We start from the raw sequence: 24,699 nt of genomic DNA on the forward strand, positions 1-24,699 counted from the left end.
TGGAGGTCCCATGGCACGTCATTCCGCCTTCCGAATCCTCGTCCCCGCCGTCGGCGTCGCACTGCTCGTCGCAGCGTGTGGCTCGAACGAGCCGGGCAGCAGCACGACCGCCGGCCCCGGCGGCGGGGCCCCCCGCATCGCCGCGATCTTCTCCGGGTCGGCCACCGACGCCGACTACAACGCCCTCGGCCTGCTCGCCCTCCAGGCCGCCGAGAAGTCGCAGGGCGCCGAGACCGCCCACTCCGAGAGCGTGCCGGTGCCCGACGCCGAGCGCGTCATGAAGGAGTACCTCGCCGACGGCTACACGGTGATCTGGAGCCACGGCAGCCAGTACTTCGAGGCGACGAGCAAGCTTGCGAAGCAGAACCCCGACGTCACCTTCATCGGCGAGTTCGACAACAAGCCCAAGGAGTCGGTCCCCAACCTCTGGGTCCTCGACCGCAACTTCCACACGGCGTTCTACCCCCTCGGCATCCTCGCCGCGGCCCAGAGCAAGTCCGGCAAGATCGGCTACGTCGGCGGACTGTCGCTGCCGTTCTCCTACTCCGAGGTCCACGCGATCAACCAGGCGCTCAAGGACAGCGGCTCGAGCGCCACGGTCACGCCCGTCTGGACCGGCGACTTCAACGACCCGACGAAGGCCCAGCAGATCACCTCCCAGCTCGTCGGCCAGGGCAACGACGTCATCATCGGTTCGCTCAACCTCGGCATGGTCGGCGCCTTCCAGGCCCTCAAGGGCAAGACCGACAACGTCATCGTCACGGCGAAGTACACCGACAAGTCGCAGTTCGACCCGCAGCACTACGCCACCTCCGCGATCTATGACTTCACCAAGCCCCTCGGCGACATGCTGACGAAGATCAAGGCGGGCGAGCGCAACGGCTACTACCCGCTCGGCTTCGACGCGGGGGTCTCGATCCAGACGCCGAAGAACGTCGACCCGGCCGTCGCCGCGAAGGTCGAGCAGGCCGTCGCCGACATCAGGTCGGGCAAGGTCATGGTCGAGAAGAACCTCACGCCGATCAAGTGATGACCCACCCATGACCGACAGCACCGACAGCATCGACAGCGCCGTGCGGGCGCCCCGTCCGCTCCTGCACATGGACGGCATACGCAAGACGTTCGGGCCGGTCGTGGCCCTCGACGGGGTCGACCTCACGGTCGGCCGCAACGAGGTCCACGGCCTGCTCGGCGGCAACGGAGCCGGCAAGACGACGCTCATGAACGTCCTCTACGGCCTCTACCGGCCCGACGCCGGGACCGTCACCCTCGACGGCGCCGAGGTCGTCATCCGCGACCCGCGCGACGCGATCGCCCACGGCATCGGCATGGTCCACCAGAACTTCCTCCAGGTGGACACCTACTCCGTCACGGAGAACATCGTCCTCGGCACGGACCTGCCGTCGTGGCCGGCGATCAACCTGCGCGGGGAGGCCGAGCGCATCGCCGAGCTGTCGACGCGGTTCGGCCTCACGGTCGACCCCGGCGCCACGGTGGCCGACCTGTCCGTCGGGCTGCGCCAGCGCGTCGAGATCCTCAAGGCGCTCTACCGCGGGGCCAAGGTGCTCGTCCTCGACGAGCCGACGACGAACCTCACGCCGCAGGAGGTCGACTCGCTCTTCGGCTCGCTCCGCGCGATCGTCGACGAGGGGATGAGCGTCGTGTTCATCACCCACAAGATCCGCGAGACGATGGCGGTCTGCGACACGCTGACCGTCATGCGCGACGGGCGCCGGGTGGGGACCGTCGCCCGCCGTGCGACGACGCCCACCGAGCTCGCGGGTCTCATGGTCGGCGACGACGCCATGGTCAGCCGGGTCACCGAGGTCGTGACCGCGGGCATGGTTGCCCCTGTCGCCCGCGAGGGCGCCCCGAGCACGTATGCCGTGAGCGACGCCCCCGAGCGGGTCGTCGTCTCCGGGGTGGTGGCGCGCAACGACCAGGGCGTCGCGGCCACCCACGACGTGAGCCTGTCGGTCCGCGGGGGCGAGGTCCTCGGCATCGCGGGCGTCGCCGGCAACGGGCAGGTCGAGCTGGCCGAGGCCCTCTCCGGCGTCCGCCCCATGGTCTCCGGTGCGGTGTCCCTCGACGGGAAGGACCTCGCCGGAGCCCCGACCGCGACCTGGCTCGACGGGGGCGTCGCGTACGTGCCGGAGGACCGTCACCGCGACGGCATCCTCCCCTCCGAGAGCATCGTCGAGAACCTCGTCCTCGGCGCCCAGCGCGGGCGACGCTTCCGGTCCGGGCCCTTCCTCGACTGGCGTCGGGCCCGGCAGCACGCGGAGGCGTCGATCAAGGCGTTCTCGATCAAGGCGCCGTCGGCGAGCACGCCGGCCGCGCAGCTGTCAGGGGGCAACATCCAGCGGATCATCCTGGCGCGGGCGTTCTCGCACGAGCCGGGCTTCCTCATCCTGCACAACCCGACGCGAGGTCTCGACATCCCCTCGACCCAGTTCGTCTACGACCGCACCCGTGAGGCCGCCGCGAACGGCTCCGCCGTGCTGCTCATCTCCGAAGACCTCGACGAGCTGACCAACCTCTGCGACCGCATCCTCGTCGTCTACTCCGGTCGCATCGTCGGCGAACGTCGCCGCGGGGAGTACGACCAGTACGAAATCGGCCACCTGATGGCCGGACTCGAGGAGTCGGCATGACGACGACCACCATCCCCGTCCAGACCCCGCCGAAGTCCGGCACAGGCACCAGCCCGGGGCGCGGGCCTGCGCTGGCCCGGCAGGTCGCCTCGTACGTCGTGGCCGTGCTCATGGCGTTCGTCGTCGCCGGCGTCGTCATCGCGATCCTCGGCCACAACCCGCTCGACGCGTACCGGGCCATCGTCACCACGTCGTTCAAGTCCGGTTTCGGGTTCGTCGAGACGATGCACAAGTGGGTGCCCCTGGTCCTGCTGGCGCTGGCCTTCACCATTCCTCTCGCGGCCGGCAAGTACAACATCGGTGGTGAGGGACAGCTGCTCGTCGGGGCCACCGCGAGCACGGCCGCCGGCATCCTGCTGGCCGACCTCCCGCTGCCCGTGCTGCTGCCGCTCGTCCTCGTCTGCGGCGTGCTCGCCGGCGCGGTGTTCGCGTGGATCGCCGCCTGGCTGATGGACCGCTTCGGCATCAACGAGATCCTCAGCACGGTGCTGCTCAACTTCGTCAGCTTCGGGATCGTCGACTACGTCGCCTCCGAGGTGTGGAGCGACCCGGCCGCCGGTCACCCGACCACCATCCCGATCGGCGACGGTGGGCTGCTCCCCCTCGTGGGCCGGCCCCCGATGCACCTCGGTGTGCTGCTCGCCGTGCTCGTCACGGCAGCGGTCGTCGTCGTCATGCGACGCAGCGTCCCGGGCTACGAGCTGCGCGCCGTCGGCGCCAACGCCCGAGCGGCGCAGGTCCACGGCATCCGCATCGGGCGGGTCGCCGTCGGGTCGCTCGTCGTCGGAGGCGCTCTCGCCGGGTTGGCAGGGGCCATCGAGGTCGCCGGCGTGCACGGCAAGCTCATCGAGGGGATGCAGTCGAACTACCTGCTCCTCGGCATCATCATCGGGCTCATCGCGCGCGGCAACGCTCTCGCCGTGCCGTTCGTCGCCTTCGGCATCGCCGTCCTCGAGGTCGGCTCCAGCGCCATGCAGCGCAGCGCCGGCGTGCCCAGCGAGATGGTGCTCATCGTCGAGGCCCTGATCCTGCTGTTCCTGCTCTTCTCCGACGTCGTCGGGGCCCGTCTGGGAAGGTCGTCACGATGACCGAGGTCACCTCGTTCCTGCAGCTCGTCGTCACGGCGATGGTGCCGTTCATCCTCGCCGCGCAGGGCACCATGCTCGCCGGGCGCGCCGGGGTGTTCAACGTGGCCCAGGAAGGCCTCATGATGCTCGGCGCGAGCGTGGGGTTCCTGGTGTCGCTGAAGTTCGGTGGCAACCTCGTGGGCCTCGTGGTCGCCGCGCTCGTCGGCGGTTTCTTCGGCTGGTTCCTCGGGTGGGTGACCACGCGCTTCCGTCTGGACCAGTTCGTCATCGGGCTCGCGCTCTTCTTCGCCGCCACGGGCGTCGCATCGCTGCTCTACAAGGTGGTCATCGGCGTCACGCTCCAGCCGCCGCTCATCCCGACGCTCGACGACGTCAGCATCCCGCTGCTGTCGTCGATCCCGGTGCTCGGGCCGGTGCTCTTCCAGCAGTCGGCCATGGTCTACCTCGCCTTCGTCGTGTCGGGCCTGCTCTACTGGCTGCTCTACCGGACCAACCATGGCCTCAAGCTGCGCTCCGTCGGCGAGAACCCCAAGGCCGCCGACAGCCTCGGGGTCAACGTCGCCCGCACGCGCATCTGGTGCAGTGCCGCCGGCGCCGCCCTCATGGCCCTGGCCGGGGCGTACCTGCCGATGACCTACACCGGCACGTACACCGAGGGCATGGTCGCGGGCCGCGGCTGGCTCGCCATCGCGCTCGCGTTCTTCGGGGGCTGGCGGCCGCAGTACATCCTCCTCGGCTCTGCCTTCTTCGCCGGCATGGAGGTGCTCGCCCTGCGGGTGCAGGTGGGCGGACTGGACGTGCCGCACCAGTTCATCTCGATGCTGCCCTACGTCGCGACGCTGCTCGTCATGATGTTCGCACTGCGTTTCGCGCGGATCCCCGCGTTCCTGGGGCGCAACTACGACCGTGAGAGCCGCACGTCGCACTGACCCACTGTTCACCGAGTCACGGCATCAGCAACGGACCACTCACGCCCACAAGGGGTTTCGCAATGACGCAGCAACGCCGGCTCGGGGCACGAGAGCTGCTCGACACCGTCCTCGACGACGCGAGCTGGCAGAGCTGGGACGCCGCTCCTGACCAGTCCGGCGCGCCAGGCAGTGCGTATGCCGCCGAGCTGGCTGCCGCTGCCGAGCGCAGCGGGTGCGACGAGGCGATCATCACCGGCGAGGGCCGCATCCACGGGCGGCGCGTCGCGGTCATCGCGGGCGAGTTCAGGTTCCTCGCTGGGTCGATCGGCGCCGTGGCGGCCGAACGGATCGTGCTCGCCTTCGAGCGCGCCGTCCGCGAGGAGCTCCCCGTCTTCGCGGCACCGAGCTCGGGCGGCACCCGGATGCAGGAGGGCACCCCGGCGTTCGTCGGGATGGTCAAGATCAGCGCGGCCTGCGCGCAGCTCAAGGCGGCCGGGCTGCCCTACCTCGTCTACCTCCGGCACCCGACGACCGGTGGTGTCTTCGCGTCGTGGGGGTCGCTCGGACAGGTCACCGTCGCCGAGCCCGGCGCGATGATCGGCTTCCTCGGCGCCCGGGTCTACGAGGCGCTCTACGGCCAGCCGTTCCCCGACGGGGTCCAGACGGCCGAGAACCTCTTCGAGCACGGTCTCATCGACGCGATCCTCCCGGTGGAGGCCCTCGCCGAGACGGCGGACCGGGCGCTGAACGTCCTCATGGGGCCGCGCGAGGACGTGCCGGACGTACCCGAGCTGGTGAAGGAGCCGCTCGCCGACATCCCCGCGTGGGAGTCGATCGTGCGTTCCAGGCGCGACGACCGGCCCGGAGTCCGGGCACTGCTCAAGCTCGGAGCCACGGACGTGCTGCCCCTGCACGGCACCGGCCAGGGCGAGTACGACCCCGGCATGCTCATGGCCCTGGCCCGGTTCGGCGGAGCCCCGTGCATCGTGCTCGGGCAGGACCGGCGGGGCCAGACCCTCGACACTCCCCTGTCCCCCAAGGGGCTGCGCGTCGCGAGGCGAGGCATGGCGCTCGCCCGCGAGCTCGACCTCCCGCTCGTGAGCATCGTCGACACGGCCGGTGCAGCCCTGTCGAAGGAGGCCGAGGAGGGCGGCATGGCCGGTGAGATCGCCCGCTGCCTCGCCGACCTCGTCACCCTCGAGGCGCCGACCCTGTGCGTCCTGCTGGGTCAGGGCACCGGCGGCGGTGCGCTGGCCGTCATGCCTGCCGACCGCGTCATCTGTGCGCAGCACTCGTGGCTGTCACCGCTGCCTCCGGAGGGTGCGTCGGTGATCCTGCACCGCGACACCGAGCATGCCCCGGATCTCGCCGCGGCCCAGCGCGTGCGTTCTGTCGACCTGCTCGCCGACGGCATCGTCGACCGGATCGTCGCGGAGCACCCTGACGCCGCCGACGAGCCGGAGGAGTTCTGCCGGCGGATGAGCCAGACCATCCAGCACGAGCTCGCGGTCCTGGCCCGCGAGCGGCCGGCAGACCGTCTCGCGGCGCGACTAGCCCGCTACCGGGCCCTCGGTGGCCGACGACCAGGGACGACCGTCTCCTGAGACGACGGCGTGGTCGACGCCTCGGCCACGACCAGGTGAACAGCGGTTGAACCATCCCGCGAGGCCGTGGCCTTCGACGACCGGGGTCGTTGTCCCGGGCATGCAGATCACGAGAAGACAGGTCCTGGGCGCCGCCGGGGTGGCCGCCGGAACCGCCCTCGGCATGCCCACCGGCGCCGCCCGTGCGGCACAGGCCGGCCCCTCCGCCCTGCCCGCACCCCAGCAGTCGGGCATCGACCACATCGTCGTCGTCATGATGGAGAACCGCTCGTTCGACCACTTCCTCGGCTGGGTGCCCGGGGCACGTGGGCGGCAGGCGGGGCTCACGTACGTCGACCGTTACGGCATACCGCACGGTACCCACCACCTCACGGACTTCCAGGGCTGCGGCCACCCCGACCCCGACCACTCCTACGAGGGCGGCCGCGTGCAGTACGACGACGGCCGGTGCGACGGCTGGCTGCGCTCGGGCGACAACGACGAGTACGCCATCGGCTACTACACGGACGCCGACCAGGCCTTCTACGGCCGGGCTGCCCGCGACTGGACCGTGTGCGACTCCTACTTCTCCGCGGTGCTCGCCGAGACCTACCCCAACCGCTTCTACCAGCACTCCGCCCAGACCGACCGCACCCACAACTCCACCGCCATCGCGACGATGCCGACGATCTGGGACCGGCTGGCCGACGCGGGCGTGGACGCCCGGTACTACTTCAACGACGTCCCCTTCACGGCCCTGTGGGGCACGAAGTACCAGACCATCTCGAGCCCGTTCGCGCGCTTCCGGGCCGAGGCCGCGGCGGGCACCCTCCCCGCGGTGTCCTTCGTCGACCCCCAGTTCACCGACGAGTCGACCGGGACCTCCGCCGACGACCACCCGCACAGCGACATCCGGGCCGGCCAGCACTTCCTCGACACCGTCTACTCAAGCCTGGTGGAGAGCCCGAACTGGGCCAGGACGGTGCTCGTCGTCAACTACGACGAGTGGGGTGGCTTCTACGACCACGTCGCCCCCACCACGGCTCCCGACGCGAGGCCCGACTGCACCCTGCACGGATTCCGGGTGCCCTGCCTCGTCATCTCGCCGATGGCCCGACGCGGCTACGTGGCCCACGAGACGTACGACCACACGTCGGTGCTCAAGATGATCGAGTGGCGTTGGGGTCTCCCCGCCCTGACCCCGCGCGACGCTGCCGCACGCAACCTCGCCGAGGTGCTGGACTACTCCGCGCACGACACCTCGGCGCCACGCTACGACGTGCCGTCCGTCATCGGAACGCCCTGTGCCGCAGCCGTACCCAGTGACAACAACCAGTGGCTCGAACTGAAGAAGCTTGCCCTCTCACAAGGATGGACCCTGCCGTGAACCGCTCCCGCTCCGCCCTGCTCATCGCCGTGCTCACGGCCCTCGGCCTGGTGACCGCCGGTCTCACGGGTGCCGGGAGCGCCGGCGCATCGCCGGCCCCGACCTCCGCGCCACGAACCGCATCCTCGCCGTCCTACCTCCCGCCGGTGGGGCACGTCTTCGTCATCAACCTCGAGAACAAGGGCTACGACGAGACGTGGGGCGCAGGCTCGGCCGCTCCCTACCTGTCCCAGACGCTGCGCTCCCAGGGCGTGCTGCTCAGCCAGTACTACGGCACCGCCCACAACTCGCTGCCGAACTACATCGCCCAGGTCACCGGCCAGGGCCCGAACATGCAGACGCAGGCCGACTGCCAGACCTACTCGCCGTTCGTCACCTCCCCGTCGGCCGTCGTGTCACCGGGGCAGTACGTCGGCGACGGCTGCGTGCTCCCGGCCTACGTGCCGAGCCTGCCCGGCCAGCTGACGTCGTCAGGCATCTCGTGGCGCGGCTACATGGAGGACATGGGCACGCCGTGTCGGCACCCGCAACCCGGCGCGGTCGACGACACCCAGAAGGCCCGGGTGGGCGACCAGTACGCCGTGCGCCACAACCCGTTCATGTACCTCGCCTCCGTCACCGACTCCGGCACCTGCGCGCGTGACGTCGTGGACCTGAACAACCTCGCCGGCGGCCTCGGTGCCGCCGAGACGACCCCTGCGCTCAGCTACATCACGCCGAACCTCTGCCACGACGGGCACGACAGCCCGTGCGTCGACGGCCAGCCCGGCGGCCTCGTGAGCGCCGACGCCTTCCTGCGGCAGTGGGTCCCACTCATCACCGGATCGGCCGCGTTCAAGCGCGACGGCATGCTCGTCATCACCTTCGACGAGTCGGACGGCCCGCAGAGCGACGCCTCGGCGTGCTGCGGCGAGGGTCCGGGTCCCAACAGCCCGGCACCGGGGATCACAGGCATGGGCGGCGGACGCGTCGGGGCGCTCGTCCTGTCGCCCTTCAGCCGGCCCGGGACCGTGAGCAGCACGTCCTACAACCACTACTCGCTGCTCGCCAGCCTCGAGGACGTCTTCGGCCAGCCCCGGCTCGGGTACGCCGCACAGCCCGGGCTCAACCGTTTCGGCCTCGACGTCTACAACCGCTGACCGACTCCGGGCTCGTCGGCCGCTCCGAGACCTCGTCCCGGGGCGGCCGCTCGCGTCAGCCCTGCCTGTCGCGTCAGGGGCATCAGCGGCGTCAGTCGATGTCGCGTTCCTCGATGGTCTGGCGCACCGTGCTCGTCGGGGTCGTGGAGCCGTGCGGCCGCTCCTCACGGGTGATGACGCGCTTGTGCTGCGTGCCCTTGCGCCCGTGCCAGATGAGCAGGCCGCCGGCAACCATGAGGATGACGCCGACGGTGGGCAGACTGACCACCGACGTGTTGGCCCGGACCGCGAAGGTCAGGATGGCCCCGACGACGGCAAGCAGGACTCCGACTCCCACGTGTCTCCACCTCTCGGCTCGAGCGAGGCGCACCGGACGGCACCTCCCGACATTATCCCTTCGTACCCCGCGGGCGACCACGGCCCACGTGCGAGGTCGGGGCAGCCGGCCGCCAGGGTCAGCGGCCGACCGGCCACGCCCGACGGCATACATCTGCCAATGTGGAGGGCCGCATTGGGCAGGAGGTGACAACGCGCCCGCTCGGCCCCGCTCCCTAGGCTCACGCCATGACGACCGAGGACGCGCCGTGAGGGTGCTCGTGGCGCTGGGCGGCAACGCCATGACCGGGCCCGACGGCAACGCGACGCCCCAGGCGCAGCTCGACGCCATCGCCGTGGCGAGCCACCACCTCGCCGAGCTCATCGCCGCCGGCCACGACGTCGTCATCACGCACGGCAACGGGCCCCAGGTCGGCAACCTCCTCGTCAAGAACGAGCTCGCCGCGCACGTCGTGCCGCCGGTCCCGCTCGACTGGTGCGGCGCGCAGACGCAGGGGACGATCGGCTTCACGCTGCTCGACACGCTCGAGACCGCTCTCGCGGCCCGCGACGTCGCACGACCCGTCGCCGCGATCATCACGCGCACCCTCGTCGACGCCGACGACCCCGGCTTCACCCACCCGACCAAGCCGATCGGCCGCTTCCTCCCCCGCGAGCAGGCGCAGACGCTCATCGACCACGGCGAGCGCTGGGAGGACCGCGGCGAGAAGGGCTGGCGCCGCGTCGTCGCCTCCCCCGAGCCGGTCGAGGTCCTCGAGACGCACACGCTGCACACACTCCTCGCCGCCGGTTACGTCGTCGTCACGGCCGGCGGCGGGGGGATCCCCGTCGTCCGCGACCCCGACGGCGCCGTGCGCGGCGTCGAGGCTGTCATCGACAAGGACCTCACGGCTGCCCTGCTCGCCGGCGCCGTCCACGCCGACGTGCTCGTCATCGCGACCGACGTCGCGCACGCCGTCGCCGGTTGGGGCACCCCCGACGCCCACGACATCGGCCGGGTCACGCTCGACGAGATGGAGGCGTATGCCGCAGCCGGCCACTTCGCGTCCGGCTCGATGGGGCCGAAGGTCGAGGCTGCGATGCGCTTCGTGCGCTCCGGTGGCTCACGATCGATCATCACGGCCCTCGACCAGCTCGCCCCGGCCATCGACGGCCAGGTCGGCACCGTCATCGAAAACCCTGAAAGAGAAAGGTGATTCACGTGCCCGAAGCCATTGAGGTGCGCAAGGTCCCCATCCACTCGGTCGCCGACGCGTCGGAGCTCGCCAAGCTCATCGACGACGGTGTCATGGAGGCGAGCCGCGTCATCGCCATCATCGGCAAGACGGAGGGCAACGGCGGCGTCAACGACTACACCCGGATCATCGCCGACCGCGCGTTCCGCGAGGTCCTCGTCGAGAAAGGCGCCCCGGCCGACCAGGTCAAGCAGGTCCCGATCGTGTGGTCCGGCGGCACCGACGGCATCATCAGCCCGCACGCGACGATCTTCGCGACGGTCCCGGCCGAGCAGGCCGAGCAGTCCGACGAGCCCCGGCTGACGGTCGGCTTCGCCATGAGCGAGCCGATCAAGCCCGAGGAGATCGGCTACGTCGCAATGGTGCAGAAGGTCGCCGATGCCGTGAAGATCGCCATGGAGCGTGCCGGCATCACCGACCCTGCCGACGTGCACTACGTGCAGACCAAGACGCCGCTGCTGACGATCCACACGATCCGCGACGCGAAGTCCCGCGGCCACCAGGTCTGGACCGAGCACACGCACGAGTCGATGGACCTCTCCAACGGCACGACCGGCCTCGGCATCGCCGTCGCCCTCGGCGAGATCGAGATGCCGACCGACGCCGACATCATGCACAACCGCTCGCTCTTCTCGTCGGTCGCCTCGTGCAGCTCCGGCGTCGAGCTGGACCAGGCCCAGGTCGTCGTCGTCGGCAACACCAAGGGCATCGGTGGCCGCTACCGCATCGGCCACTCCGTCATGCAGGACGCCCTCGACGCCGACGGCGTGTGGGGCGCCATCAAGGACGCCGGGCTCGACCTGCCCGAGCGTCCGCACAGCAGCGACATCCAGGGGCGCCTCGTCAACGTCTTCCTCAAGTGCGAGGTGAGCCAGGACGGCACCGTCCACGGGCGACGCAACGCGATGCTCGACGACTCCGACGTGCACTGGCACCGCCAGATCAAGTCGGCCGTCGGTGGCGTCACCGCGTCGGTGACCGGCGACCCGGCCGTCTTCGTCTCGGTCTCCGCCGCGCACCAGGGCCCCGACGGCGGTGGCCCGGTCGCGGCGATCGTCGACCTCGGTGAGGGCGACCCCACCGGCTACCGCTGGACCCGCTGACCCCCGAACCTTCCACCGTCGAAGGGCCACGTCTGGCCCTTCGGACGCAGTCGAAAGGCCAGTTCTCGTGAAGAGAACTGGCCTTTCGACGGGTCAGGAGGGGCCAGACGTGGCCTCTCGACGGGTCAGTGGGGGCCAGACGTGGCCTCTCGACGGGTCAGGAGGGGCCAGACGTGGCCTCTCGACGGTGTCAGTGGGCGAAGTGGCGCGTCCCGGTGAAGTACATCGTCACGCCGGCCGCCTTGGCCGCCTCGATGATCTCCTCGTCGCGGATCGAGCCCCCCGGCGCGACGACGGCGCGCACACCGGCATCGAGCAGGATCTGCAGGCCGTCGGCGAAGGGGAAGAACGCGTCGGACGCGGCGACCGAGCCACGGGCGCGCTCCTCCCCCGCGCGGCGCACAGCGAGGTAGCAGGAGTCGACGCGGTTGACCTGGCCCATCCCGACGCCGACGGCGGCGCCGTCCTTTGCCAGCAGGATCGCGTTCGACTTCACGGCGCGGATGGCGCGCCAGGCGAACTGCAGGTCGGCGATCGTCGCGTCGTCCGCGACGTCTCCGGCGACGAGGCGCCAGTTCGCGGCGTCGTCGCCACCGGTCACGGCGTCGCCCTCGCCGCGCACGACCGCGTCGACCTTGTCGACGGTCTGCACGAGCAGGCCGCCGCTGACGGCGCGCGTCTCGATCGGGTCGGCGGCCCCGGCCATGCCGGCTGGCAGGCGCAGGATGCGGAGGTTCTTCTTGGCGGTCAGGATCTCGAGCGCCTCGGGCTCGTAGTCCGGCGCGATGATCACCTCGGTGAAGACCGGCTTGGCCGCCGCCGCCATCGCAGCCGTGACCGTGCGGTTGGCCGCGATGATGCCGCCGTACGCGCTCACCGGGTCGGTCGCGTGGGCCCGCTCGTAGGCCTCCTCGATGGTGGCGCCGACGGCGATGCCGCACGGGTTGGCGTGCTTGATGATCGCGACGGTCGGCTGGTCGCCGTGGTCGTGCGCGGCACGCACGGCCGCGTCGGTGTCGACGTAGTTGTTGTAGGACATCTCCTTGCCGTGCAGCTGCTCGGCCGAGGCCACGCCCGGACGCCAGTGGCGGTAGAGCGCGGCGCTCTGGTGCGGGTTCTCGCCGTAGCGCAGGGCTGCCGCGCGGTCGAACGTCGCACCCGTCCAGGCCGGGAAGCCGGTGCCGTCGCTGGTGTCGGCGTACGCGTTGCCCATCCAGCTCGCCACGGCGACGTCGTAGGACGCGGTGTGGACGAACGCCTCGGCCGCGAGCCGCTGACGCTGCGCGAGGGTGAAGCCCCCGGCCCCGAGGGCGTCGACGACCTCGCCGTATGCCGTCGGGCTCGTCACGATCGCGACGCTCGGGTGGTTCTTGGCCGCGGCCCGCACCATCGAGGGACCGCCGATGTCGATCTGCTCGATGCACTCGTCGGGGGTCGCGCCGGAGGCGACGGTCTCGCGGAAGGGATAAAGGTTGACGACGACCAGCTCGAAGGGCGCGACCTCGAGGTCGGCGAGCTGCCGCACGTGGTCGGGCTTGCGCGTGTCGGCGAGGATGCCGGCGTGCACCTTGGGGTGCAGCGTCTTGACGCGACCCTCGAGGCACTCGGGGAAGCCGGTCAGCTGCTCGACCGGAGTCACCTCGATGCCGAGTGCCGCGATCGTCTTCGCGGTCGATCCGGTCGACACGATGCCGACTCCGGCGGCATCGAGAGCGCGAGCAAGGTCCTCGAGGCCCGTCTTGTCGTAGACGGAGACGAGGGCCCGCCGGACCTGGCGGCGGCCGTCGCCCCCGGTAGTCGGCGCGGTGGTCGGCGCTGCGGACGGGGCGTCGGTCATGGGTGCACTCCTGGTTCGGTGACGTCGGTCGCGGTACCTCCGGTCGGTCTGACCGAACGGCATCCGTTCTCGCGAGGCACCCAGGCGGTCGATGCTCCCGACGTCACTCCCCGGTGGTGTCCCACCCGCGCCAGTCGTGTGCGACCAGCGTAGCGGTCAGGCCCGCCCGATCCGAACTCGTCGCCCCTCGACGGCGAAGCCCTCGCGCGCGAGCCGGCTGACGACGTCGACGAGCAGGTCGCGCTCCTGCACCTTGATCCGCTCGTGCAGGCTGTCCTCGGTGTCGTCGTCCTCGACGGTCACGACCCGCTGCTCGATGATCGGTCCCGTGTCGACGCCCGCGTCGACGACGTGGCACGTCGTGCCCGTCACCTTGACGCCGTAGGCGAGGGCGTCGCGGACCCCGTGCGCGCCGGGGAAGCTCGGCAGCAGGGCGGGGTGCGTGTTGACGACGGGCTGCGCGCCCAGGGTCGCCGGGCCGAGGATCCGCATGAAGCCCGCCGTGACGACGAAGCGCGGACCCGCTGCGGCGACCCGCTCGGCGAGGGCGAGGTCCCACGCCGAGCGGTCCTCGAAGTCGGCGGGGCGCACCACGAAGGTCGGTATGCCGGCCCGCTCGGCCCGCTCGACGCCGACACACGGGCGGTCGGCCCCCACCGCCGCGATGCGCACGCCGTAGCCCGGGTCGGCGGCCGCGTCGAGGAGCGCCTGCAGCAGCGTGCCGGACCCCGAGACGAGGACGACGACCGGCACCGGGCTCGCGGGGGAGGCTGCGGACGCATCGGCGGAGCGCTCGGAGGCCGGCGTGCTGGCAGGGGGATCGGTGCTCACGCGCCGGAGTGTAGCGACCAGCCGTGCGGACCTCCCCCTGTCATCCGGCGTGACGGCATGGGCGAGGATGGACCGCATGACCGAGCCCCAGCTGGAGCAGGAGATCGCCTACGCGCGCGAGAAGGCCAAGCGCACCCTGCCCGTCGCGCTGCTCGTGCTGCTCGGCCTCGTCGCGATGTACCTCCCGCTGCCCAAGCGGTTCGTGGCCTTCCTGCCGCTCGTGCTCGCGGTCGTGCTCACCGTGCGCCTGCTCCGCTTCCTGTCGGCGCGCGCCGGCAAGGAGAAGGTCTGGCCCGTGGTCACGCTCGTCATCGCCGGGATGCTGCTGTCGACCCTGGCCATGCAGATCGTCTTCTACGACACGGTGAGCGCCTACGAGGAGTGCCTCGCCGGTGCCCAGACCAGCATCGCCGCCGGCAGCTGCGAGCAGCTGCGCGACGCGGGGATGTTCGGTCTCGTCATGCGCTGAACGGGACGCCGAACCGGACGCTCAACCGAGTTCGGAGCCTGCGGCCACGGGCCGCGGCCCATGGCGTCCCCGCTCAGTCCGCGTCAGTCCGCGTCAGTCCGCGTCAGTCCGAGTCGGTCGTGGCGGAGTCGGCCGCCGGCCGGTCGGCCCGTTCGCTCCGCCGCTCCCGCAGCACGAGCGCACCGGCGAGGAGCAGCGCGCCGCCGACGACCTCGGCCGTGAGCGCAGCGGCGAACGCCCAGAGCGGCACACCGACCGCCGAGAGCCGGTCGACACCGACCGCGCCGTTGCCGAGGAACGTCACGGCCACGACGACCACGACGGCGATGAGGCCTGCCATCGCGGTGGCAGCCAGGCGGGCCCGGGTGTTGCCGAAGAACTCGAGCTCGGCGTCGACCCGGCGCCCGAGCCAGACGCCGAGAAGCACGGGAGCCAGCACGACGGCATACGTCATCGCGGGATAGTCGGCGGCCTGCGGCAGGGCACCGAGCACCGGCACGAGCGGCAGCAGTCCGGGGTGGGCGGCACCCGGGGTGATCGTCGACCCGAGCGCGACCTGGAAGCCGGGCCCGGCGAGGAACGACAGCGCCCAGGTGGCCGTGTTGCCGAGCAGGGCGAGCTGCGCGAGGGCGACGACGGCGAGTGCGCCGACGTTGGCGCCGTACTGGTCCTGGACGTCGGCGACCGCAGACCAGGACACGACGAGACGCACGACGACCACGACGAGCCCGAGGGCGAGCAGCAGGCCGGCACCGCGCCATCCGGTGCGCCAGACCGACGGCAGCCAGGTCGGGCCCCGGCGGAACCACGTGCGGACGAACACGGGCGCCGTCTCGTCGTCAGGACGCACCAGGACGAACCCGAGCGCCGCCAGCGGCACGAGGAGCGAGCCGACCACGGCCGCGACACCTGGCGTGGCCGGACCGCCGAGGGTGAAGAGCGCGAGGACCGCCGACACGAGGCCGTAGCCGATGACGAAGCCCGGTAGGACGCCCCACTGGGCCACCCGGCTCCAGTCGCCCGCGCCGACGCGCAGCCGTTCCGTCACGGCGAGGCGGCGGCCCCAGCGGACGGCGATGTAGACGAAGACGAGCATGAGCAGCAGCGGGGTGACGGAGATCGAGACCGGGCCGGCGCCGACCGACTGGCCGTGCCCGAGGAACCAGATCGCGCTCGCCACCGACACTGCCGAGAACCATCCGACCGAGCTCTCCGGCGCCGCGACCCAGCCGATGAGCGCCGGCAGCACGACGACCGCCCACGTGCCGATCGCAGCGAGCGCGCCGGCCCGCAGCGCCGCCGGCATGGCCGTCGAGGGGCTGACGGAAGCGGTCGTCGCCGCGGTCGTGGTGGTCGTGCTCGGCGGGGCCAGTGGTCTCACTCCTGCGCTGCGGGTTGGTGGTCGGGTCCGGCGGTCCGTCCCATGGTCACAAGATCCCCGCCCCGGTGCGAGCGCCCACGCCGGTGGCGGTCGACCGGGCTGGAGCGGGTCTTCGAGCGGGGACTCGAAGGAGCGGCGGATGCGAGTGGCGGAGGCGAGCGGCGGATGTGAGGCACAGATCAGCGCAATCCACCACCGGCGACTCTCACCCGAGCGCACACTGAGAGTGAAAGGGATGAATCATCATGAGCAGCAAGATCCTCCACGTCCTGACGCCCCTGCTCGCAGCACTCGCGCTCGCCGCCCCACTGGCAGCTCCCGCCTCCAGCCCCGCCCCGGCATCACCGCCCGGCTCGGGACGCCCGGTGGCCGCGGCGCCCACGGAGGTCGCGGCGGGCCCGGTCGCCTACGCCGGCACCGTCTACTTCACCTTCGACGACGGACCACACGCCACGTGGACGCCCAAGGTGCTGGCCGTCCTGCGCAAGTACGGCGTCAAGGCCGTCTTCTTCGAGGTCGGCCAGAACGTCTCGTGGTACCCGTCGATCACGCGCAGCCTGCGCTACTACGGCAACAAGATCGGCAACCACACCTGGAGCCATCCCAACCTGACGACCCTGTCGACGGCGTCCGTGACGTGGCAGCTGAACCGGATGGAGTCCGCGCTCGGCTACCGGCCGCGCTGCGTGCGTCCGCCCTACGGCGCCACCAACTCGCGCATCGCCACGATCATCGCGAACCGCGGCCAGCGGCAGATCCTCTGGACCGTCGACCCTCGCGACTGGTCACGTCCCGGCACGTGGACCATCGTCAACCGCGTCCTGGCCAACGTCCGATCGGGCTCGCGGATCCTCATGCACGACGGTGGCGGTGACCGCTCCCAGACCGTCGCTGCCCTCAACATCCTGATCCCCAAGCTGAGGGCGCGCGGCTTCGTCATCGGCCTGATGGCCTGTTGACGGCCTGCTGAGCTCGTCGTCGACTGCAGGCGGCGTATGCCGTCACGGGCCTCGCCGACCCGGGCCCGACGGCATACGCCATCGTTCACAGGCACGCGAGCGGGCGGTCACCCGAAAGGTGACCGCCCGCTGTGATCGCTTGCCGCGCAGGTTACCTGGCGATGCCCTGCATGATCTCGCGCATGAGGTCGGCGGTCTCGGACGGCGTCTTGCCGACCTTGACGCCGGCGGCCTCGAGGGCCTCCTTCTTGGCCTGGGCGGTGCCCGAGCTGCCGGAGACGATGGCGCCGGCGTGGCCCATCGTCTTGCCCTCGGGGGCCGTGAAGCCGGCGACGTAGCCGACGACCGGCTTCGTGACGTGCTCCTTGATGTAGGCCGCGGCGCGCTCCTCGGCGTCGCCGCCGATCTCGCCGATCATGACGATCGCGTCCGTGTCGGGGTCGGCCTCGAACGCCTCGAGGCAGTCGATGTGCGTCGTACCGATGACGGGGTCGCCACCGATGCCGACGGCCGAGCTGAAGCCGAAGTCCCGCAGCTCGTACATCATCTGGTAGGTCAGCGTGCCCGACTTGGAGACGAGGCCGATGCGGCCGGTGCCGGAGATGTCGGCCGGGATGATGCCGGCGTTGCTGACGCCCGGGGTGATCAGGCCCGGGCAGTTCGGGCCGACGATGCGCGTCGTGCCCTTCTCCTTGGCGTAGTTGTAGAACTCCGCGGTGTCCTTGACCGCGACGCCCTCGGTGATGACGACGGCGAGCGGGATCTCGGCGTCGATCGCCTCGACGGCGGCCGCCTTCGTGAACTGTGCGGGCACGAAGATCACCGACACGTTGGCGCCGGTGGCCTCGATGGCCTCCTTGACGGTGCCGTAGACGGGGACGGAGACGCCGCCCTCGAAGTCGACGGTGGTGCCGGCCTTGCGGGGGTTGACGCCGCCCACGATGGTCGTGCCGGACTTGAGCATGCGCTGCGTGTGCTTCATGCCCTCGGACCCGGTCATGCCCTGGACGATGACCTTCGAGTCGGCGTTGAGGAAGATAGCCATGGTTTCGTTCTCGCTTCTCTTGGCTCGGTGGTCAGTTGGCGGGCCGGGCGGCGAGCTCGGCGGCACGGCGCGCGGCGCCGTCCATCGTCGGCTCGATCGTCACGAGCGGGTGGTTGCGCTCCTGCAGGATGCGACGACCCTCCTCGACGTTGTTGCCGTCGAGGCGCACCACGAGCGGGCGGTCCTCCTCGTCACCGAGCGCGTCGAGGGCGCCGACGATGCCGTTGGCGACGGCGTCGCAGGAGGTGATGCCGCCGAAGACGTTGACGAAGACGCTCTTGACCTGCGGGTCCGACAGGATGATGTGCAGGCCGTTGGCCATGACCTCGGCGCTGGCGCCGCCACCGATGTCGAGGAAGTTGGCCGGCTTCTGGCCGCCGAACTCCTCACCGGCGTAGGCGACGACGTCGAGGGTGCTCATGACGAGGCCTGCGCCGTTGCCGATGATGCCGACGGAGCCGTCGAGCTTGACGTAGTTGAGGTTCTTCTCCTTGGCCGCAGCCTCGAGCGGGTCGGCGTGGGCCTTGTCCTCGAGCGCCTCGTGGTCGGCGTGGCGGAAGCCGGCGTTCTCGTCGAGCGTCACCTTGCCGTCGAGGGCGACGATGTCGCCGTCCTCGGTCTTGACGAGCGGGTTGACCTCGACGAGCGTCGCGTCCTCGTCGCGGTAGACGGTCCACAGCTTCTGGATCGTGTCGGCGATGGCGGCCTTGTCGGCGTCGTCGAAGCCGGCGGCGTCGACGATCTCCTGCGCCTTGGCCGCGTCGATGCCCGTGTTGGGGTCGACGGCGATGCGCGCCAGGGCCTCGGGACGCTCGACGGCGAGCTCCTCGATCTCCATGCCGCCCTCCTTGGAGCACATGGCGAGGTAGGTGCGGTTGGCCCGGTCGAGCAGGATCGAGAAGTAGTACTCCTCGGCGATGCGGGCGCCCTGGGCGATCATCACCGTGCCGACGGTGTGGCCCTTGATGTCCATGCCGAGGATCGCCTCGGCCGCGGCCTGCGCCTCGTCGGGGCTCTTGGTGACCTTGACGCCACCGGCCTTGCCGCGGCCGCCGGTCTTCACCTGCGCCTTGACGACGGTGACACCGCCCGACTTCGGCCCGATCTGCTCGGCGGCCGCGCGGGCCTCCTCGGGGGTGGTGGCGATGGCGCCGGCCAGCACGGGCACCCCGTGCTTCTCGAACATGTCGCGGGCTTGGTACTCGAAGAGATCCACGGGTGGGGTCCGTCCTCGTCGTCGATTCGTGTCGTCGTCGATCGCGTCGCTGCGGCGTCCCGGGGCACCCGTGCTCGCGCTCGGACGGGCCCTGCGCCGTGGCGCAACCGAATCAGGCTGTCGGTCGGACTCTAGTGGCTCTGACCTGTGACGACGGCATCGGGTCCGCCCGACCGGACAAAGATCACACGTCCGTCCGGGCGGACCCCGCCCGCTCCGGTGCCGCTACCCGCGGTCGTATGCCGCCGGGCCGAGCGACGTGCGCGGGCCCCCTCCCGAGGTGGCAGGGACCTCGGACCGACCCCACCGGCGCCACCAGGCATGGAGCCCGAGACCGAGCCAGACCGTGGCCGCCACCACCAGCGCGAGCCCCACCCACGCCGGTGCGGGGGTGGCGCCGCCGTCGCCGTCCCCGGCGACGAAGGCCGGTGCGAGCGTGACCCCCATCCCGAGGAGCAGCGGTAGCGCCCGGACCACGAGGGGCCGGCCGTGCAGCGCCACGGCGACGGCCGTCCCGACCGCGCCCGGCACGAGGACCATGCCGGGGCTCGCGAAGAGGACCAGGCCGGGCAGCGGCGCCAGCCGCCACCACCGGGACCGCTCCATCACCCGGGCCCCCGCGACGAGACCGATGCCGCCCCAGAGGAGGGCGCTCATCCCGACGATCGCTCCCGTGCCCGACCAGCTGAACTCCGGGTCGGTCGAGACGAGCCGCATGAAGATCCGGGCCGTCACGCCCCAGGCCACCCCCACGAGGGCGCCTCGGCCCAGCCAGCTCAACATCGTCACCACTCCACGGGCAGGCAGGCGAGACGCGCACCGGCCAGGCCGGTCGCCGGGTCGGTCGGTGCCGCGTGCACGACGACGGACCTGGCCCCGGGCTCGACGGGGAACCGCACCGCCGTGCTGGAGTCGCCCGCGCCCGACGCGTCGACCGTGAAGTCGAGCCAGACCTCCGTCTGCCTCGACACGACGACGGGGACGTGGCCCGCGTGCGCATCGGCGTTGTAGTGCCCCGACGCCGCGGCGGGAGCGTCCGAGCTGCACGGTCCGTCGTGCAGGTGCGCGCCGAAGGTCCTGCCGGCGACGGCCGGGTCGACGCCCCGCACGTGGAGGACCGCCGTCGTTGCCGTCGCCCGGTCCACGAGCTGCAGCCGCGCCGTGGCGTGGTCGAACGGTCCTGCAGCCGCCGAGCTGTAGTCCTTGAGGCCGTCGGCGAACCGCAGGACGGTCGCTCCCGCCACAGCCGTGGCCGCGACCGCCACCGATGCCGACAGCCCGACGAGCACTGCCGCTCCCCCACGAAGTCCCTTGTGTTCCATGGCTTCCGCCCCCTTCAGAGTCGAGTGAACCTACACTTGGGAGACGCTCGTCACGAGGACTCGGGCGACACCGTTCCCGCAGAAATTTCCTCGAATCTTCTTGTCACCCAGAAGCATTCATCGCTCGTCTGTCGAGGTGATGGACGAGCTGACAGTGGGGGTCTCGATCACGCGAGATCACGTCCCTGACGACTTCGAGAGCCGGGCCGCCGCCCTCTTCAACGCGGAGGCCCCCTCGCTGCTGCACCTCGCCCGGTTCTACGTGGAGGACAAGACCGCTGCGGAGGACCTGGTGCAGGAGGCCTTCATCCGGTTGAGCCGGAGCATGGCGCGTGTGCGCGACCCTGCCCGAGGCGCCGCCTACCTCCGCTCGATCGTCATCAACCTGGCCCGCGACCACAACCGTCGTGGCCTCGTCTCGCTCCACCACAGGCCCCCGCCCGTGGACGACGAGCCCTCCGCGGAGGAGGCCGCCCTGGGTCGCAGCGCCCGCCAGGAGGTCGTGGACGCCCTCCGGGCCCTCCCGGGACGCCAACGCGACTGCGTCACCCTCCGCTACTACTACGACATGTCGCCGGCGGACATCGCCGACGGACTGGGGATGTCGGTCAACTCCGTCAAGACACACCTGCAGCGCGGACTGCGTGCCCTGTCCATCGCCCTCCGGGAGGACTCATGAGCGACCTCGAGCACCTCATCGAGGAGGCGCTGCGCCCCGTCGGTGCGGCACCACCGCCCCCGTCGCGCGACCTCTTCGCGCGCGTCCTCGACTCGGTCGCCGACGACCGTGTCCGGCGCCGCCGCACCCGCCGGATCGTGGCCGCATGGGCCACGACGGTGGCGGTCGTCACCGCTCTCGTGCTCACCCTGACCCCGAAGTCGAACGGAGACCTGCTCATGCCCTGGTGGATCCTCGAGCTCGCGACGAACCTCGTCCTCGTCGCGATCGCCGTCTGGCTCGGCCCGTTCATCAAGCGGTTCGGCCGCGCCTACGCGGCCGACGTCTTCCACGACAACCCGATGACGGGCAAGAGCTACATCGTGCTGACCGACATCGTCTACTACCTCATCTTCACCGCCTACATCTGCTTCACGCTGAGCTTCTCCGGCAAGGAGGACTGGGACAACCAGTTCACCGGCCTGGTCACGCCGCAGCAGCTGCAGTGGGAGGTCGGGCGCATGGGCGGGATCCTGCTCATCATCGGCGCGCTCCACGGCCTCAACATCGTGCTCATGCCCGTGCTCGGCCGGCTCTTCTCACTCAACCGACGGGTCGACCGCCCCTGACGACGTGCAGGGTCCACGCGGCATACGGCGGACGGTGGGCAGACTTGGGAGCGTCGCTGCCCCTCCCGCGTGAGAAGGACGGTCAGGCGGGGTGGACGTGCTGGCGCACCCACTCGACGATCTCCATCGTCGTGGCGCCGGGCGTGAAGACCTTGGCGACCCCGAGCCGCTCGAGCTCGGCGATGTCGTCGTCGGGGATGATGCCGCCGCCGAAGACGACGATGTCGCTCGCGTCGCGCTCGGCGAGCAGCTCGACGACCCGCGCGAAGAGGGTCAGGTGCGCCCCGGAGAGGACCGAGAGCCCCACGACGTCGGCGTCCTCCTGGATGGCCGCCTCGACGATCTGCTCGGGCGTCTGGTGCAGCCCGGTGTAGATGACCTCCATGCCGGCGTCACGCAGCGCCCGCGCGACGACCTTGGCGCCGCGGTCGTGGCCGTCGAGGCCGGGCTTGGCCACGACGACGCGGATGACGTCGGTCGACACGGGACCCGCGCCGCTGGCGCCCTCGTCGGCAGTCACGGCAACGGCGTCGGCACCCTGGGACTCGCTCATGCCGGGCACTCTAGCCAGCCGCGCGAGACGCGACGCGCAATAGTGATGCATCGCCCACCGGTCGGGGTACGTTCAGGAAGTGGCACTGGCAGCACGTGCGGCGACGACGCCGCAGCAGACCGGCACTCCGACGCCTGCCGTGAAGGGTCCTCGGGCCTTCTTCGCGGCCCTCGGGGAGGTGGCCGGTGCGCTGCTGACGCCCACCGGGCTCGCGGGCGCAGCCCTCGAAGCGTCGTGGATGGGCCTGCACCTGGGGCTCTACCCCCTGGGTCTGCTCGGTCCGCGCGCGAGCGACCGCCGCCAGGGCTACCGGCTGGGGCACCTGCCGCCCAGCCAGCGCGGGCTCGCCATCCAGAACGTCGAGGCGGCCGAGACGCCGATCCTGCTCGTGCACGGCATGGTCGACAACCGCTCGATCTTCACCGTGCTGAGGCGCGGCCTCGTGCGGCGCGGCTTCGGGCGCATCGAGACGATCAACTACTCGATCTTCACCGGCGACGTCCGGGCAGCGGCTGCCGACCTCGGCGCCGAGGTCGAGCGCATCGTCGAGGAGACCGGCTACGAGCGCATCCACGTCATCGGGCACTCGATGGGCGGCCTCATCGCCCGCTACTACGTGACCCGGCTGGGCGGCGACCAGCACGTGCACACCCTCGTCACCCTCGGCACGCCGCACCAGGGCAGCTACCTCGCCTACACGTGGAACAACGGCCTGACCCGACAGCTGCGCCCGGGCAGCGCCCTCATGAAGGAGCTCGCTGCTCCCGTGCCCGAGTGCCAGACCCGCTTCCTCGTCTACTCCTCCGACCTCGACCAGGTCGTGGTCCCCCAGCACAACGCCGCGCTGCACCACCCCGACCTCAACGTGCACAACATCGTCCTGCACGGCGTGGGCCACATGAGCCTTCCGATCACGAGCAGCGTCGTGCACGGCATCTCCACCGCCCTGGCCCACCTCGACACCTCCGGCGCCACCGTCACGCCGGGCGTCAGCTCGCTGGGGACCCGGCGCACGACAGCGGCGCGGGAGCCGCGCCTCGGGGCCACGGCCGGGCGGGCCACCCCGACCCGCTGAAGGGCTCGTTCGAGGCCCCGCCGAACGGCTGGCCGCAGACCGTCCGGCGGATGGACGGCGAGACTTCAGGTTTTGCGCAGATTTGCCTGTGCAAAACCTTTTCCGCACCGTTTGCATGCCCTAGTGTCGAGCGCAGTCGCGTCCCTCCACCGCGACATCGGACCGTCCAGAGACGTGGCGTGATTTTGGATCACGAAATGGTCACGTTAGGCTGGCGGCTCGCATCATCGTGACCGATAGGTAATTCTTTCGTGCCCAAAACCAGTTACACCGGCCGGCATCGACCGGCAGCCAAGCCTTCACGGGGTCGACAGTTCGTCGTCCCCGTTGCGTTGCTCTCCTCGACCGTCGCCGGTGGCCTCGTCATCCGCGACGCCGGCGCGAGCCAGCTCAGCCCCGAGGCCGCTGCCATGAAGAACGTCTCCAACTCGGTCGCCGGCCTCGGTCTGGCCGCGGACCCCGACGCCGTCGCTGCAGCAGCGGCCAACCGCGCCGGTGCCCGCTCCTCGCGCGACATGGCTCGCGACGCCAAGACGCTCATCGTCGGCGCCACGCAGACCGCCGCCCAGAGTGCCGCCGAGGCCCAGGCCGCCGCCGTGAAGGCCGCCGCCGACCGGGCCGCCGCCCAGAAGGCCAAGGCAGCTGCCGCCGCCAAGGCGAAGCAGGCTGCCGCCGCCCGCGCCCAGGCCAAGGCCCACCGATGGGTCTCCCCCGTCGCCGGCTACACCCTCACCTCAGGCTTCGGCTTCCGCTGGGGCAAGATGCACCCCGCGCAGGACCTCGCCTGCCCCGTCGGCAGCCCGGTCCACTCCCTCTCCAGCGGCACGGTGATCTTCGCCGGCTGGTCCACCGAGGGCTACGGCAACTTCGTCAAGATCCGCTACTGGGACGGCACCGTCTCGTGGATGGCCCACAACAGCCGCCTGCTCGTGTCCGTCGGCGAGACGGTCACGCCCGGTCAGGTCATCGCCTACAGCGGCAGCACCGGCAACTCCACCGGCCCGCACGTGCACCTCGAGATCCACCCCGACGACGGCGCCGCGGTGCCGCCGATGGTCTGGCTCGCCAAGCACGGCGTCATGCTCTGACCGACACCTCTCCTCGACACGAGGCCCGTCCCTTCCGGGACGGGCCTCGTGTCTTCGGGGCCTGTGCCCGCCCGACCCACGCAGCAGCCTCCAAGCGCCACGTCGTCTGTCGTATGTCGTATGCCGTTGCGGCACAAGGACGTCCACCGCACGACGGCGGCCGGCTACGCGGCATACGCCATCGCGCTCAGGTCACCCGA

General features: G+C 71.0%; 24 protein-coding genes and 1 riboswitch. Of the genes, 15 read left to right on the plus strand and 9 right to left on the minus strand.

Annotation, left to right across the window (positions count from 1 at the left end):
* Positions 1-10 precede the first annotated feature (10 nt).
* From ABD831_RS15630 to ABD831_RS15660, 7 genes are all read left to right on the plus strand, one after another.
* A complete protein-coding gene (locus ABD831_RS15630) occupies positions 11-1,030 on the plus strand; it encodes a BMP family protein (protein WP_344948574.1) in 1,020 nt (339 codons plus the stop codon).
* A 10-nt stretch (positions 1,031-1,040) separates the two neighbouring features.
* Positions 1,041-2,654: an ABC transporter ATP-binding protein gene (locus ABD831_RS15635; RefSeq protein WP_344948576.1), complete on the plus strand. Its 1,614-nt coding sequence runs from the start codon at positions 1,041-1,043 to the stop codon at positions 2,652-2,654.
* Positions 2,651-3,742, plus strand: a complete 1,092-nt coding sequence (locus tag ABD831_RS15640) for an ABC transporter permease (RefSeq protein ID WP_344948579.1) — start codon at positions 2,651-2,653, stop codon at positions 3,740-3,742. Before ABD831_RS15635 ends, ABD831_RS15640 begins: the two co-directional genes overlap by 4 nt.
* The gene (locus ABD831_RS15645) at positions 3,739-4,671 is read left to right on the plus strand and encodes an ABC transporter permease (protein WP_344948581.1); all 933 of its coding nucleotides are present in this window, start codon (positions 3,739-3,741) and stop codon (positions 4,669-4,671) included. The genes ABD831_RS15640 and ABD831_RS15645 overlap by 4 nt, the downstream gene beginning before the upstream one ends.
* 62 nt (positions 4,672-4,733) lie before the next feature.
* The gene (locus ABD831_RS15650; protein ID WP_344948585.1) at positions 4,734-6,257 is read left to right on the plus strand and encodes a carboxyl transferase domain-containing protein; all 1,524 of its coding nucleotides are present in this window, start codon (positions 4,734-4,736) and stop codon (positions 6,255-6,257) included.
* 100 nt (positions 6,258-6,357) lie between these two features.
* On the plus strand, positions 6,358-7,623 hold the full coding sequence (locus ABD831_RS15655; RefSeq protein ID WP_344948587.1) for an alkaline phosphatase family protein: 1,266 nt from the start codon (positions 6,358-6,360) through the stop codon (positions 7,621-7,623).
* The gene (locus ABD831_RS15660) at positions 7,620-8,762 is read left to right on the plus strand and encodes an alkaline phosphatase family protein (RefSeq protein ID WP_344948589.1); all 1,143 of its coding nucleotides are present in this window, start codon (positions 7,620-7,622) and stop codon (positions 8,760-8,762) included. The genes ABD831_RS15655 and ABD831_RS15660 overlap by 4 nt, the downstream gene beginning before the upstream one ends.
* Before the next feature lie 91 nt (positions 8,763-8,853).
* Here the strand turns inward: ABD831_RS15660 and ABD831_RS15665 are convergent, their stop codons facing one another.
* Positions 8,854-9,099: a hypothetical protein gene (locus ABD831_RS15665; protein ID WP_344948592.1), complete on the minus strand. Its 246-nt coding sequence runs from the start codon at positions 9,097-9,099 to the stop codon at positions 8,854-8,856.
* A gap of 247 nt (positions 9,100-9,346) precedes the next feature.
* Between ABD831_RS15665 and ABD831_RS15670 the strand changes: the two genes are divergently transcribed.
* On the plus strand, positions 9,347-10,294 hold the full coding sequence (locus tag ABD831_RS15670) for a carbamate kinase (RefSeq protein WP_344948594.1): 948 nt from the start codon (positions 9,347-9,349) through the stop codon (positions 10,292-10,294).
* A 5-nt stretch (positions 10,295-10,299) separates the two neighbouring features.
* Positions 10,300-11,436, plus strand: a complete 1,137-nt coding sequence (bar, locus tag ABD831_RS15675) for a barbiturase (protein WP_344948597.1) — start codon at positions 10,300-10,302, stop codon at positions 11,434-11,436.
* A gap of 190 nt (positions 11,437-11,626) precedes the next feature.
* On the opposite strand, the gene purH is transcribed toward bar, so the two are convergent.
* Both purH and purN read right to left on the minus strand, forming a co-directional pair.
* Positions 11,627-13,273 carry a bifunctional phosphoribosylaminoimidazolecarboxamide formyltransferase/IMP cyclohydrolase gene (gene purH / locus ABD831_RS15680; protein ID WP_344948600.1) on the minus strand — a complete coding sequence of 549 codons (1,647 nt, stop codon included), beginning with the start codon at positions 13,271-13,273 and terminating at the stop codon, positions 11,627-11,629.
* A 71-nt stretch (positions 13,274-13,344) separates the two neighbouring features.
* Positions 13,345-13,421: riboswitch (ZMP/ZTP riboswitch) on the minus strand.
* An 8-nt stretch (positions 13,422-13,429) separates the two neighbouring features.
* Positions 13,430-14,026, minus strand: coding sequence for a phosphoribosylglycinamide formyltransferase (purN, locus tag ABD831_RS15685; RefSeq protein WP_344948997.1), 597 nt, complete (start codon positions 14,024-14,026; stop codon positions 13,430-13,432).
* A gap of 154 nt (positions 14,027-14,180) precedes the next feature.
* Between purN and ABD831_RS15690 the strand changes: the two genes are divergently transcribed.
* Positions 14,181-14,573: a hypothetical protein gene (locus ABD831_RS15690; RefSeq protein ID WP_142178690.1), complete on the plus strand. Its 393-nt coding sequence runs from the start codon at positions 14,181-14,183 to the stop codon at positions 14,571-14,573.
* Between the two features lie 103 nt (positions 14,574-14,676).
* Here ABD831_RS15690 and ABD831_RS15695 read toward each other — a convergent pair whose 3' ends face one another.
* Entirely contained in the window at positions 14,677-15,954 is a 1,278-nt protein-coding gene (locus tag ABD831_RS15695; RefSeq protein ID WP_344948606.1) for a cell division protein PerM, read from the minus strand.
* A gap of 245 nt (positions 15,955-16,199) precedes the next feature.
* On the opposite strand from ABD831_RS15695, the gene ABD831_RS15700 reads away from it, so the two are divergent.
* Positions 16,200-16,913: a polysaccharide deacetylase family protein gene (locus tag ABD831_RS15700; RefSeq protein ID WP_344948609.1), complete on the plus strand. Its 714-nt coding sequence runs from the start codon at positions 16,200-16,202 to the stop codon at positions 16,911-16,913.
* 151 nt (positions 16,914-17,064) lie between these two features.
* Here the strand turns inward: ABD831_RS15700 and sucD are convergent, their stop codons facing one another.
* The 4 genes from sucD to ABD831_RS15720 all read right to left on the minus strand — a co-directional run bounded on the left by sucD (position 17,065) and on the right by ABD831_RS15720 (position 20,496).
* Positions 17,065-17,958, minus strand: a complete 894-nt coding sequence (sucD, locus tag ABD831_RS15705; RefSeq protein ID WP_142178693.1) for a succinate--CoA ligase subunit alpha — start codon at positions 17,956-17,958, stop codon at positions 17,065-17,067.
* Positions 17,959-17,989: 31 nt separating this feature from the next.
* The gene (gene sucC / locus ABD831_RS15710) at positions 17,990-19,174 is read right to left on the minus strand and encodes an ADP-forming succinate--CoA ligase subunit beta (protein WP_344948613.1); all 1,185 of its coding nucleotides are present in this window, start codon (positions 19,172-19,174) and stop codon (positions 17,990-17,992) included.
* Positions 19,175-19,399: 225 nt separating this feature from the next.
* On the minus strand, positions 19,400-19,957 hold the full coding sequence (locus tag ABD831_RS15715) for a hypothetical protein (RefSeq protein WP_344948615.1): 558 nt from the start codon (positions 19,955-19,957) through the stop codon (positions 19,400-19,402).
* Between the two features lie 2 nt (positions 19,958-19,959).
* Positions 19,960-20,496: a hypothetical protein gene (locus tag ABD831_RS15720; protein WP_344948617.1), complete on the minus strand. Its 537-nt coding sequence runs from the start codon at positions 20,494-20,496 to the stop codon at positions 19,960-19,962.
* Between the two features lie 139 nt (positions 20,497-20,635).
* Here ABD831_RS15720 and ABD831_RS15725 point away from each other — a divergent pair, with 139 nt between their 5' ends.
* Entirely contained in the window at positions 20,636-21,175 is a 540-nt protein-coding gene (locus ABD831_RS15725) for a sigma-70 family RNA polymerase sigma factor (protein WP_142178697.1), read from the plus strand.
* Positions 21,172-21,783: a hypothetical protein gene (locus tag ABD831_RS15730; RefSeq protein WP_344948622.1), complete on the plus strand. Its 612-nt coding sequence runs from the start codon at positions 21,172-21,174 to the stop codon at positions 21,781-21,783. The genes ABD831_RS15725 and ABD831_RS15730 overlap by 4 nt, the downstream gene beginning before the upstream one ends.
* Before the next feature lie 82 nt (positions 21,784-21,865).
* Here ABD831_RS15730 and ABD831_RS15735 read toward each other — a convergent pair whose 3' ends face one another.
* Positions 21,866-22,336, minus strand: coding sequence for a cobalamin B12-binding domain-containing protein (locus tag ABD831_RS15735; RefSeq protein ID WP_425582836.1), 471 nt, complete (start codon positions 22,334-22,336; stop codon positions 21,866-21,868).
* Between the two features lie 79 nt (positions 22,337-22,415).
* Here ABD831_RS15735 and ABD831_RS15740 point away from each other — a divergent pair, with 79 nt between their 5' ends.
* Entirely contained in the window at positions 22,416-23,411 is a 996-nt protein-coding gene (locus ABD831_RS15740) for an esterase/lipase family protein (RefSeq protein ID WP_344948625.1), read from the plus strand.
* 251 nt (positions 23,412-23,662) lie between these two features.
* Positions 23,663-24,499 (plus strand): M23 family metallopeptidase, encoded by an 837-nt coding sequence (locus ABD831_RS15745; RefSeq protein WP_344948628.1) that lies wholly within the window; start codon positions 23,663-23,665, stop codon positions 24,497-24,499.
* Positions 24,500-24,699 lie beyond the last annotated feature (200 nt).

This window comes from Terrabacter ginsenosidimutans, assembly GCF_039539425.1.
Classification (GTDB): domain Bacteria; phylum Actinomycetota; class Actinomycetes; order Actinomycetales; family Dermatophilaceae; genus Terrabacter; species Terrabacter ginsenosidimutans.